This window comes from Sphingomonas sp. SP5, from assembly GCF_058313455.1.
On sequence record NZ_JBZFLF010000013.1, the window covers coordinates 22,075 to 33,872 of the forward strand.

The window sequence follows — 11,798 nt, forward strand, 5'->3', positions numbered from 1 at the left end:
GTTCGACAAGCGTCAGGCCGTACGCACCGGGGCGCAGGCGCGATGTGGCGGATAAGCCGTACACATGGAGCTACGCCGGCGTGCGGTGCGAGCGAGTACGACGCCGGTCACGCAGAACCAGCCCAAAGCGATCGTCGCGAACGCCAACAACACAAAATGTGCCAGTCCGGCGAGGAGGAGGGGGGTGGTGGCGGCGGCATAGAAATCGCGCATGGTGAGGTGGATGAGGCAGTCCAGCAGCAAATTGCGGCGTTTTCGGCGGAAGTGGCGCTTCACCACGTCGAAGTTCAGCGGCTCGCGCGCGGCACGGGCGCGGCGGCCGATCAGGGCGAGGCCGGCCGCGAGCGTCACCAGCGCGACGCCCCCGGCGGTCGCCCCCAGCGTATCGCCGGCGAGCGCGACGTTAATCGTCACCCCCAGCACGAAGGCGAGGTTGGTGCACGCATCGATGGCGCTGTCGAGCGCCGCGCCGCCCCGCGAGGTGCGGTAGGTCGCCCGCGCCATCTCGCCGTCCACCCCGTCGAAGATCGACGCCGCCTGGAACAGCAAGGCCCCAACGATCAGCCCGGCGCCTTCGCCCAGCACCAGCGCCAGCGCCATGCAGAGCCCGATCAGCGCGGTGCCGGCGGTGGCATGCGAGGGTTCGATCCCGCGGATCTTCAGCAGCTGGCCGCTGATCGCGCGCGAGATTGGACGGTTGAGGTAGCGCGAGACGATGCCGTCGCTGCCCTTGCCGGTGGCCGCGAGGATATCGCGGCCGGCACGGCGCAGCGCGTCGAGCGGAGCCGCCCCCCGGATGCGGGCATCGACCAGCGCGAACAGCACGTCGTCGCGCGATCCCGTGGCATGGCGCCGGGCGAGCGCGGCGACGAAGGCTTCGCCGCTCACCGCCAGCGCATCCCCGGCCGGCGGCAGGCCGGCGAACGCGAGCGGCAGGCGGGGCGCGAGCCGTTCGCATTCGACGATCAGGTGGCCGCTCGGCGTCCAGTCCCGGTCGGCGACCAGGGTGCAGCCGTGGATGCCGTCGTCCCGCGTCAGGCTGGCCAGGGCATGCACCGCGCGCGCGCCGGCGGGAAGGCCGGCGACGTTGTATTCGACCGTCGCCGCGCTCTCGAAGACCAGGAGGATGTGAGACAAGGCAATCGTTCCCGCTAGCTGCATCGTCCGACTGACGGAGCGGAGCGGCGCCAACCTTGGTCAGGCCGTGCGATCGGCGAGCAATCTGCGATAGATGGCGAGATTGGCCGCGGCGAAATCGCGCCAGTCGAGCGCGGCGGCACGGGCAAGCCCCGCCCGCCGCATCGCCGCCGCCCGTGCCGGCGAGTGGACCACCGCCAGCAACCCGCCGGCGATCGAGGTGACGTCCTGCGGATCGGCGAGCACGGCCGCCCCCCCGGCGACTTCGGGCATGGACGAGACGTTGCTGGTGACGACCGGGCAGCCGCAGGCCATCGCCTCCGCCACTGGATTGCCGAATCCTTCGGCGAGCGACGGGTGGAGCAGCACGCGCGCCGCGCCGTAGAGCGCGACCAGTTGCGCGTCGTCCACCGCCGGCAGGAAACGGATGCGATCCGCCACGCCCAAGGCGCGCGCCAACGTGTTCAGCCGCGCCCGGCCGGCGCCCTGGCGCTGCACGAACACGAGGTCGATCGGTGCATCGGCGGGAAAGGCGGCGGCGAAGCCGCGCAAGGCGCCCTCATGGTTCTTGTACGGCGCATCCTGCCCGACCGTCAGGACGAAGGGCTTGCCCGGCACGAGGCCGAGGCCGGCGAGCAACGCGGGATCGGGCGGCGCGGGGCGGAACTGCGCCGAGACGCCGGAGGCGGTGACGCTGGTCCGTGCCGCGGCGGGCGGATGGTAGCGCGCGATCTCTGCCGCGGTGGCGGCACTGATCGCGGCGATCGCATCGGCATGGCGGATCGCGCGGCGCAGGCCATGGCCGTAGAAATGACGCTCCACCGCGCCGCGCAGGCCGGTGCGGCACCAAGCCGGATGGGTCAGGCGCATGATGTCGTGGATGGTTACGACGCAGGGCATCGTCAGCCCGGCGGGCATGATGTTGAAGGTCGCGTGGAACAGGTCCGCGCGGGAGAGATCGGCGACCTCGGGCAGCCACCACAAGGTCGCCGGGCCGTTGGCGGCATGGTGCACGACCTGCTCGACGACGTTGGCGGCGTCGCTCAACGGGCCGGCATGCGCCGGATGGCGCAGCAGCAGGAAGCGCAGGTCCGGCGCCAGCGCGGGCAGATGGTCGATCAGCCGCCGCACCACCTCTGCGATGCCGCTGGGGCGTGGGCCGATGTAGCGGCAGTCGATGCAGATGGTGGCCGTCGACCGGCCGTGCGCCATCATGGCAGCGCGTTGTTGATGCCGGTGACCGAGAAGGCGGCGCTGGAGACGATGTTGAGGAATTTCTGGAGATCGGCGATCGGCGCGTTGGAGACGTAGAGCACGTCCTTGTCGCGGACCGCGAAATCCTGCGCCGCGAAGAAGGCGGCGCCCTGCCCGAGGTCGAGCCGGTAGACGACCGGCACGCGCCCGTCCGAAGTCCGCCGCGCCGTGGCGGCGACATGGGGCAGGAGCGCATCGGGATGTTCGAGGCGAAAGACGAAGACGCCGCGCACATTGGCACGATCATCGCGCAGGCCGCCGACCCGCCCCAGCGCCTGGGCCAGCGAGATGCCGCCGCCCTCGAACGGGATTTCGGCATTCTGGCCGACCGCACCCAACGCGATGAAGCTGTAGGGCTGGAAGATGGCGGTGACGATGTCGCCGGGCTGCAGCGTCACGTTCTGCGCCGGATCGCGGACGATGGCGTCGAGTGGCATGGCGGCGGTGCGGCCGGCGCGGGTCAGCTGGATGGTCGTCTTCGCCACCGGCTGGCGCGATCCGCCGGCGGAGGCGAGCGCATCGAGCAGCCGCTCGCCGCGCGGCGTCAGCGGCAGGCGGCGAGTCGCGCCGACCTCTCCCATCACGGTAACGGCGCGGCTGTCGTTCTGGGCCAGCCGCACGATCGCCTGCGGTGCATGGGCACGGCCGGCGAGCCGCGCGACGATGGTGCGGGCGACCTCCTGCGGCTGGCGTCCCCGTACCGGCACGACGCCGACGAAGGGAATGGTGACGGTGCCGTCCTCGCCGACCACCTGCTGCGGGATGCCCGCGCTCTGCGCCAGCGCGTTGCCGACCCCGGCGCCGGGGGCGGTGGCACCGAAGAGCGCGGCGGGCGGTGCCTCCCAGATGGCGATATCGAGCGCATCGCCGACGCCGATCACCGTGCCGGTCGCGGGCACCATGCCGAACACGTCGGCGAAGCGCTGCGAGCGGGCAAAGGTCGCCGCCTGCCGCCCTGCGGCATCGTCGAGCGGCACGACGACGATACCCGTGCTGGCCGCCGGCGCGCGGGCGGCGCGATCGATCGCGCCGGTCGACGGCCCCGATCCACCGACGGTGGAACAGCCGGCCAGCAGGGCGGCCGACACGAGGAAGGCGGGCAGCAGGGCGGCACGCCGCAAGGCAGGGGCGGGCATCACAGGAACCTCTGGTAGAGCGCGGCGAGACGCGCGTGGTAACGGTCGGGCGAGAACAAGGCGGCCTGGGCAAAACCGCGGCGGACGAGGTCGGTGCGCAGGTCGGCATCGGCATCGAGCGCGCGCAGCCCGGCGGCGATCGCGGCGCTGTCATAGGGGTCGACGGTGATCGCGGCATCGCCCGCCACCTCGGGCAGCGAGGCGGTGTCCGAGCACAGCACGGGCGTGCCGAGCAGCATCGCCTCCAGCACCGGCAGCCCGAACCCTTCGTAGAGCGAGGGGAAGAGCGCCGCCTTCGCCCCGCGGATCAGGCTGACCAGCAGCGCGAACGGCGCATAGGGCAATTGGATGATCCGTCCGCGCCGCACGTCGCCGTGCATGCTGCCCTGTGCGGACCTGCCGTTGGCGAAGGCATCGAGCATGCGCAGCTCGGCCTCCGCCCGCCAGGCGCGTGCGCCGACGATGACGAGGGGCGTCGAGAGGCCGCTCGCCAGATAGGCCTCGACGATGCGGCCGACGTTCTTCTTGGGTTCGATCGATCCCCAGAACAGGAAATAGCCCTTGTAGGCGGCGCCCAGCGCGCCTTCGACGTCGCGGGCGACCTGTTCGTCGGGCAGGGCGCGCAGGCGGGCGGGGATATCGACCGACTGATAGGTGTTGGTGACGCGGTCCGGGGCGACGCCCGCAAGGTCGATGATGTCGCGCCGCGAGCATTCCGACACGGTGACCAGATGGTCCGCGCTCCGCGCCAGCTGGCGGACGAGGGCAAGGTAGCGTCGCTTGTCGTCGAGCGTCGTGTAGGGCAGCCGCAGCGGCACCAGATCGTGCAGCGTATAGAGGTTGGCGGCGCCCGGTACGCGCAGCGGCAGCGGGTATGTCCAATGGGCAAGATCGGGGGGCACGGGCATCCGCACCGCGGTGGTCTGCCCCCAGGCATGGAAGCGCCCGTGTGCGCGGCGGAACACGTCGGGCGCGTTGTAGAGCGTGTCGTGATGCGGCAGCCGCGCGGCGAACTGGCGGGCCACCACGCGTCCCGTGACGGGGATCTCGGCAGCCTGCGCCGGCCGGGGCGAGACGATGCCGGCCAGATCGCGCAGCCGGTTGGGCTTCGCGCCCGTCTCCGCGTCGAAAAAGGCGATCTCGCGCAGCAGCGGCTGGCGGGGCGAGGGCAGGCGGCCGCCGTAGAGCACCGAGGTGCGGTGGCCGAGTTGCCCGACCGCCTGCGCGAGATTGCGGGCGTAGGTGGCGACGCCCGTGCCCTTGTCCAGGCCGAGGTTGTAGCCGTCGATGAGGATGTGCGTCATCCGTACAGCGCCTTCCGGGTGAGCGGCCAGTCGCGGAAGGCACCGGCGGCGGCGGCGAGCGGCCAGGCCGGTTCGGTGGCCATGCGGGCGATCACGTCCGCCGCCTCCGGCTGGGGGAGGTGCGACAGGGCGAGGACGCGCACCGCCTCGCCGTGCGAGGTGTCGCTCGCCGCCGCCTGCGCGGCGTCCTGTCGCGGGGCGTCCTGTTGCGTGGCGTCCGGTTGCGCGGCGGGGCCGCTGCCGGGGGCGACGAAGCGGGGGTCAGCGACCATCGCCGCAGCGAGCGCATCGCAGCTGGCATGATGACGCAGCAGGGCCGCGGCCTCGCCGTCGTCGGGCATCGTGCCGTGCCACAGCAGCCAGGCGAGCGCCGCCACGTCGGGCCGCCCGGGGCTCTGCGTGGCGGCGGGGCCCTTGCGATAGGGGTGAATCGGCCATGCCGCGGGGTCGCCGCCCGCGCTCGCGATGACGAAGCGCAGGTGCTCGATCACGTCGGCGGCGGGCTCGCCCATCGCACAGGCGGTGCGATAGGCGAGTTCGGCGCGGGCGAAGTGGCCGCCTTCCTTGGCGGCATGGCCGAGCTGCACCCAATAGGAGCGCTGATAGGGGTGGAGCGCGAGTGCGGCGGCGTAGCGCGCTTCGGCACCGGCCCAATCGCGGGCATCCCGGCGCCAGTCGCCCTCGCGCACCGCCATGCGGAACCGGTCGTCGCCGAGCGCGCGGTGCTGCGCGACCTCGATCAGCGCGGCACGGTCCGCGGCGGCGGCATGGTCGACGGTGGGGGCCGCGACAAGGCCGATCGCGGTGCGGAAGCGGTCATAGGCCGCGTCGAAATCGTCGAACAGCGCGAGCCGCCCGCCGTGAAGCAGCGCGAACCGGTTGCAATGATCGCGCAGATAGCCGGGATCGTGACTGATGAGCACCATCGCCCGGTCGCCGCGCTTGCCGAACAGTTCGTGGTTGCAGCGATCGTGGAAGCGGGCGTCGCCGACGGCGCCGATCTCGTCGATCAGGAAACAATCGAATTCGATGATCATCGAGATGGCGAAAGCGAGCCGTGCCCGCATGCCCGAGGAATAGCTGCGCACCGGTTCGCGCAGGTAGCTGCCGAGTTCGGAAAAATCGGCGACGAAGGCGAGATTGCGCTGGAAATCCTGGGCATAGATGCGGCTGATGAAGCGGATGTTGTCGATCCCCGACAGCGTCGGCTGGAACGCGCCGCCGAAGGCGAGCGGCCAGGATACCGACATGTGGCGCTCGACCCGGCCCGAGGTGGGGCGCTCCGCGCCGCTGATCAGGCGGACCATCGTCGACTTGCCGGCGCCGTTGCGGCCGAGCACGCCGAGCCGCTCGCCACGGGCGAGATCGAAGGTGACGCCGTCGAGCACGACATTGTCGCCGGAGCGGGTCGGGTACACCTTGCGGACGTCGTGCAGGCGGATCATTCGGGCACCACCCGGCGCGCGACCCGTTGCGTCGTCCCGAGCGCGACGAAGGTCAGCGCGAGGCAGACGGGGATGACGTAGGCGAGATCGTAATGGGCGTGGACGCGCGGCCCGAAATAGCCCTCGCGCACGATCTCCGTGCCGTGCACCATCGGGATGTAGAGTACGTATCGCTGCGCGGCGGCGGGCAGCGCATCGACCAGGAAGGCGGCGCCCGACAGCGGAAAGATGAGGTAGGAGGCGGGATGCCAGAGCTTGTCGACGAGCTCGCTCTGGTGGCTGAGCGCGCCGAGCGTGATCGCCAGCGCGGCGCCGAACCAGGCGATCAGCAGCCAGCCGCCGACCACCTCCAGGATGTTGCGCGGCGGCTCGATCCAGCCGAGCGCGATGAACAGCAGGCTGAGCCCCGCGAACGACATGGTGGCGCCGCCGAACTCCAGCGCGACGCGGGCGATGTAGATGTCGAGCACGCGGATGTTGCGGTGGTAGAGCAGCGACAGGTTGCTCCACAGCGCGCCGATGCAGCGGCCGGGCATGTTGCGCCACAGCAGCACGCTGGAATAGCCGGTGAGCGCGAAGGCGACGATCGGCAGGTCGCTGCCGTGATAGGCCCGGGCCGCCGTCCACAGCGCCGCGACGCCGAGCGTGAACAGCATCGGCTCGACGAACAGCCACAGGAAGCCGATGTTGTGGCGGCCGTAGCGGGTCAGCATCTCGCGCAGCAGCAGCGCCGACAGGACGCGCCCCTGCACCCGCAGGCTGTGGGCAAGGGTGGTCATCCCTCGCGATGCTCGCGGATGCCGGCGAGCAGCACCGCGGCGATGCCCCAGGCGAGCAGGCCCAGCACCAGCACCGCCAGCACGCCGCCCAGGCGGCGCGGGCGGATGGGATAATCGGGCAGGCTGGGCGGCGCGATCCGCTCGACATAGGCGCGCTTGCGCCGCGCCTCGGCATGCGCATCCTGCAACGAGGCCAGCGAGGCGGCGAGCTGCTTGCCGGCAAGTTCGCTGTCGAGCTGCAGCACCTGATAGCGCGCGCCCGCCGCCGACAGCGAATGGCGCCCGCCGGCAACGCCGGACCGCCGCGCCGCGATCTCGCGCTGCAAGGTCGATGCCTGGGTGCGGAGATAGGGGATCTGCGGCGCGGCGGGGGTGAATTCCTCCATCTGCCGCAGCTGGGTGCGGACGGCGACGAGGTCGTCCTCCAGCTTCGCGATGCCCTGAAGGCGGGATTCGGCCTCCTTCTCGGGATCGACGATACCGGCGCGATTGCGATAGCCGGCAAGCGCGACGGCGGCGTCGCGGGCGCGGCGTTGCGCGGCGCGTGCGTCCGCCTCCGCCACCGCCACCGCATCGGTGCGGGCACGGGCGGAGAGGCGGTTGACCAGCGCTTCCGATCGATCCAGCAGCCGTTCGTTGATCGCGCGCGCCTGCTCCGGCGCGAAGGCGCTGACGCCGAGGTGCAGGACCTGCGTCGTCGGATCGGGCTCGACCTCCACCTTGCCCAAGTAATAATCGAAGAAGCGTTCGCGATTGGCGGGCAGCAGGCCGCCGAACCGGTCGAGCACGAAGACCGAACCGGCGGCATAGGCGCGGGTCAGCAGGCCGTCGCGATCGGCATCCGCCAGGGCGCTGCGCGATTCGAGATATTCGACGACCGCATTGCTCTCTTCGCTGGCACCGCTGAGGCCGCTGCCGCTGAGCATCTGGCCGATCGACGTCGCCGCCGCCTTGCCGGGGCTGCGCACCACGAACCGCGCCTCGGACACGTACACGTCGCTGGCGAAGAACGCGAAATAGAGGAAGGCGAGGAGCGTCGGGATGACGACCAGCGCAAGGAACAGGGGCGCGGGGCGCGGCAGGCGGGACGGCACGGGTCAGGGTTCCACGGTGAGGCTGCGACGGCTGGGCGCGGCGGTGTTGGTTGGCGTATCGGCGATCGCCGCCAGCCAGGGTGCGAGCACGGCGAAATGATCGGCCCAATCGGGCGGGCGATAGCCGTGCAGTGCGTCGATGTGCCGCTGCCGCCGGGCCGCAGCGGGATCGAGCGCGGCGATGCGGGCTTCCCACGCGCTAGCGTCGCGGGGATCGAGCAGGCAGGGGATGCCGCGGCCGACCTCGCGGAAACAGGGGAGGTCGCTGGCGATCACCGGCACGCCCAGCGCCAATGCCTCCGCCATCGGCAATCCGAAGCCCTCGGCGAGCGAGGGCATCAGCATCGCGCGCGCCCCGGCCATCAGCGCCGCGAGCGTCGCGTCGTCGCAATCGTCGAGCACGCGGATCAACCCGCCGGCCATGCCCGAGGCCTGCAGCGCGCGGCGCACGTCCGCCGACCCCCATCCCCAGCGGCCGACGATCACCAGCCGCGGTGTGGCGAGCCCCAGGCGGGCGTGGAGCCGCTGCCAGACGCGCAGCAGCAGCCGGTGGTTCTTGCGGCTTTCGATCGTGCCGACGCAGAGGAAGTAATCGCCGCCGCCACCCCCGCCGCCGCCACCCCCGCCGCCGCCACCCCCGCCGCCGCCACCCCCGCCGACGCCCGCCGCCTGCACTGCATCCGGCCGCAGTCCGGCCCCGGCCAGCGGCGCCACGGCGACCGGGGGCATGGGCAGGCCATGCCGCGCGGCATGATCGCCAAGGTCGCGCGCCACCGCGGCGCTGCCGACGATGATCCCCGCTCCCTGTGCCAGCGCCGCCGCGACGCGCCCGGTATGCCGGGCGACGGCATGGGGGCGGCAATGCTCCGGGTGCAGGATGGGGATGAGGTCGTGCAGCAGATAGACCGGCAGCAGCGCATGCCGCGCGATCCATTGCGCGTGGGCGGGAAGATCGAAATCGGTGTGTGTGACGTTGAGGTAGAGGCTGCCCGGCTGCGGACGCAACGGTGCGGCAAGCGCCCGGGCGAGATGCGCGGCGATCCGCGGACGCACAGCACCGGCGCTCTGCGCGAGCAGGTCGAACAGGCGCCGCGATGCGCCGGTCCCGATGACGCGGACGACGCCGCGATGCTGCACCACGGCGCGGGCGGTTTCGGCGAAATGCCGCGCATAGGCAAGGCAGACGCGGTCGATGCCGTTCGGCTGGCGCCCGGTCCAGCGCAGTTCGATGAGCCGCGTCACGTCGAGGAGGACGGGGGCGGCGATCGGGCAGAAGGAATGGGAGCGGTGGCCGTGCATCCTCCCTCAGACGGAGGCGCGGCGGCATAGCCTTGGTAAGGCGCGTTGATTTCGTGCGGGTGGATGGGCGTGGGGGGCGATGGGTTCGGCGGGGGGGCTGCGGCGGGCGTGCTGCCGTCCGGTTCGCCCGTCTTCTGGTTGCGCCAGCTCTGTCGGAGGCGTCATGCGGCGTGTGCGGCGCTTGTGGGTCGCTGCGCTGCGGCAGGATCAGAAGCGCGTGTCGATGCCGATGCGGATCATGCGGGGGCGTAAGGGGGTGACCTGGTCGCGGCCGGTGGCGAAGGGGGTGCCGAGGGCGAAGCGGTTGCCGCGCGTGTCGGTGAGGTTGCTGACGCTCGCGCTGAGGCCGAAGCGGGTGAAATCCAGCCGCGCGGTGAGTTCGGTGTCGAGGTAGCTGCCCTGGCGCTGGCCGAGCACCGGGCCGACGCCGAGGCGCGAGGAGCCGATGTAGCGCGCCGAGCCGTCGATGGTGAGCGCCGCGTTGCCGAGGGTGCGGGTGTAGATCGCGCCGATCCGGCCGGTGAAGCGGGCGATATTGGGGATCTGTTCGAGGCGGGCGAGCGCCATCGCGCGGGCGTTCGCACCGGGTGGGGCACCGGTCGCCGTCGCCAGCGCGACCAGTGCCTGCGAAGGCTCCTCGATGCGGCCGTCGTTGTAGGTCGCACCGCCTTCGATGCGCAGGCCGGCCAGCGGCCGCACCCCTGCCGCGGCCTCGATCGTCCACAGCCGGCCGTTGCCGATGTTGGCGGTGCTCGGCAGGCCGGAGCCATCGATGAAGTCGGCCTGGATCTCGCGCCAGGCGGCCCGCGCGACGGTCATGCTGAGGTCGATACGGCGGGCGGTGTGGCGGAGGCCGGCTTCGATCGTGGCGACCCGATCGTTGCGGAACTGGCGGACGAAATCGCCCTCGATCGCGAGGCCGCCGGGCCGGAACCCCTGCTGGTAGCGGACGAACAGCTTGGACCCCCGAGCCACGTCGACGAGCAGCGCGGCGGCGGGCAGCACGATCGTCTGCGACCGGCGTGCCGGCGCATCGTCGCGCAGCGCCGCCACGGCCGGCGACACATCCTCGCCGCGCCCCTCCAGCGTCGAGCGGGTGGCGCGCAGCCCGGCGGTGGCGAGCAGGCCGGGCAGGGGACGGATGCTGCCCTCGCCATAAGCGGTCCATTCCGTCACGCCGTTTTCCACCCCCGTGGTCGGCGCGGGCCGATCGGGGGCGCCGATCAGCCGGCGCAGCACCGTGCGATTGTGGATGTAGCTGATGCCGCCGAGCCACCCCGAACCATCCGCGGCACTGCGCCAGAGGCGGGTTTCATGCGCCTGCATGCGCGTCCGGTTGCTTTGCACGAACACGCGGTCGGGGCCGCCGGCCGCCGTCGCATCGTACCGTTCGAGCAGGTCGTGAGCGGTGATGCCGCTGGTGGAGCGCAGGTGCACGTCGCCGATCGTGCCGGCGAGGATCGCCTGCGCCTGGCCGTAGTCGGCGCGAAAGCCTTCGGTGACCGCGGCGAGGCGGGAGAGCGGCGCACCGGTGCGGTCGGCATATTGGCTGTCGGCGCCGCGGATCCGCTGGCCGAGGCCGACGAGTTCGGCGCTCCAGTCCGTCCCGAGCGCGAGATGGGCCGTCGCCCGCCCGCCCTGGATGCGGGTGCGGTTGACGTCGGTGCGGGCGAGCAGCGGCTTGTCGATATAGCCCCCCTCGGTGGCGGCATTGGCGACGAGGCGGATCGCGAGCCGGTCCGCGACGATCGGGGCGTTGAGCACCGCCTGCGTGTCCAGCCCCGGCTGGCCGTGCGCGGTCGCCGAGGCTCCCACCACCACCGATCCGCTGGTGGTGGCGAGGTCGACCGGGTTGGGCACCAGGCGGATGATGCCGCCGAGCGAGCCGGCGCCGTACAGCGTGCCCTGCGGCCCCTCCAGCACCTCCACCGCGGCGAGGTCGGCGAGGCGCAGGTCCGGGTCCGGCGCGTTGTAGCTGAGCCGCAGGTCGCCGTAATATTGGCCGACCGTCGCCTGCGTCGGGCCGGTGAAGCTGGAATCGGCGATGCCGCGGATGAACAGCTTGTTGCGGCCGGCGCCGAGATAGGTCGAGGTGACACTGGTGAGCCGCTGGACCAGGCGCTCGGTGCCGCCGGTGCCGCCGCGTTCCAGCTCGACCCCCGGCACGCGCGCCACCTGGCCGGCGAACTGATCGCGGGTGGTGTCGCGCTTGCTGGCGATGACGACGATGTCGGGATCGGGCGCCGGATCGGGTGGCGGCGCCGCGACGGGCGGCGGCGTGCGGCGCGGTCGCGGCGGCGGGGCCACGGCGGGGCGGAGCCGCCAGCCGACCGCGCCGACCCGCTCCACG

Annotated in this window: 9 protein-coding genes; all 9 read right to left on the reverse strand. The window is 72.1% G+C overall.

Features of this window, described 5'->3' with window-relative positions; translation table 11 throughout:
* Positions 1–12: 12 nt before the first annotated feature.
* Positions 13–1,137 carry a CDP-alcohol phosphatidyltransferase family protein gene (locus tag AC4GY7_RS17820; RefSeq protein WP_491116519.1) on the reverse strand — a complete coding sequence of 375 codons (1,125 nt, stop codon included), beginning with the start codon at positions 1,135–1,137 and terminating at the stop codon, positions 13–15.
* 60 nt (positions 1,138–1,197) lie between these two features.
* On the reverse strand, positions 1,198–2,352 hold the full coding sequence (locus tag AC4GY7_RS17825; protein ID WP_491116521.1) for a glycosyltransferase family 4 protein: 1,155 nt from the start codon (positions 2,350–2,352) through the stop codon (positions 1,198–1,200).
* Entirely contained in the window at positions 2,349–3,527 is a 1,179-nt protein-coding gene (locus AC4GY7_RS17830) for a polysaccharide biosynthesis/export family protein (protein ID WP_491116523.1), read from the reverse strand. The genes AC4GY7_RS17825 and AC4GY7_RS17830 overlap by 4 nt, the downstream gene beginning before the upstream one ends.
* Positions 3,527–4,831 (reverse strand): glycosyltransferase family 4 protein, encoded by a 1,305-nt coding sequence (locus AC4GY7_RS17835; protein ID WP_491116525.1) that lies wholly within the window; start codon positions 4,829–4,831, stop codon positions 3,527–3,529. Before AC4GY7_RS17835 ends, AC4GY7_RS17830 begins: the two co-directional genes overlap by 1 nt.
* On the reverse strand, positions 4,828–6,276 hold the full coding sequence (locus AC4GY7_RS17840; protein WP_491116527.1) for an ABC transporter ATP-binding protein: 1,449 nt from the start codon (positions 6,274–6,276) through the stop codon (positions 4,828–4,830). Before AC4GY7_RS17840 ends, AC4GY7_RS17835 begins: the two co-directional genes overlap by 4 nt.
* On the reverse strand, positions 6,273–7,055 hold the full coding sequence (locus AC4GY7_RS17845) for an ABC transporter permease (protein ID WP_491116529.1): 783 nt from the start codon (positions 7,053–7,055) through the stop codon (positions 6,273–6,275). The genes AC4GY7_RS17840 and AC4GY7_RS17845 overlap by 4 nt, the downstream gene beginning before the upstream one ends.
* Positions 7,052–8,149: a KpsE/RkpR family capsule polysaccharide export protein gene (locus AC4GY7_RS17850; RefSeq protein WP_491116531.1), complete on the reverse strand. Its 1,098-nt coding sequence runs from the start codon at positions 8,147–8,149 to the stop codon at positions 7,052–7,054. Before AC4GY7_RS17850 ends, AC4GY7_RS17845 begins: the two co-directional genes overlap by 4 nt.
* Positions 8,150–8,152: 3 nt before the next feature.
* Positions 8,153–9,448 carry a glycosyltransferase family 4 protein gene (locus tag AC4GY7_RS17855; RefSeq protein ID WP_491116533.1) on the reverse strand — a complete coding sequence of 432 codons (1,296 nt, stop codon included), beginning with the start codon at positions 9,446–9,448 and terminating at the stop codon, positions 8,153–8,155.
* A 207-nt stretch (positions 9,449–9,655) separates the two neighbouring features.
* A partial coding sequence (locus tag AC4GY7_RS17860; RefSeq protein WP_491116535.1) for a TonB-dependent receptor occupies positions 9,656–11,798 on the reverse strand: 2,143 nt, incomplete at its 5' end.

Bases quoted from the DNA above. Each gene is read 5' to 3' on its own strand.
- AC4GY7_RS17825 (WP_491116521.1), bottom strand. From the start codon at position 2,352: ATGATGGCGCACGGCCGGTCGACGGCCACCATCTGCATCGACTGCCGC.
- AC4GY7_RS17840 (WP_491116527.1), bottom strand. From the start codon at position 6,276: ATGATCCGCCTGCACGACGTCCGCAAGGTGTACCCGACCCGCTCCGGC.
- AC4GY7_RS17855 (WP_491116533.1), bottom strand. From the start codon at position 9,448: ATGCACGGCCACCGCTCCCATTCCTTCTGCCCGATCGCCGCCCCCGTC.
- AC4GY7_RS17830 (WP_491116523.1), bottom strand. From the start codon at position 3,527: ATGCCCGCCCCTGCCTTGCGGCGTGCCGCCCTGCTGCCCGCCTTCCTC.
- AC4GY7_RS17845 (WP_491116529.1), bottom strand. From the start codon at position 7,055: ATGACCACCCTTGCCCACAGCCTGCGGGTGCAGGGGCGCGTCCTGTCG.
- AC4GY7_RS17835 (WP_491116525.1), bottom strand. From the start codon at position 4,831: ATGACGCACATCCTCATCGACGGCTACAACCTCGGCCTGGACAAGGGC.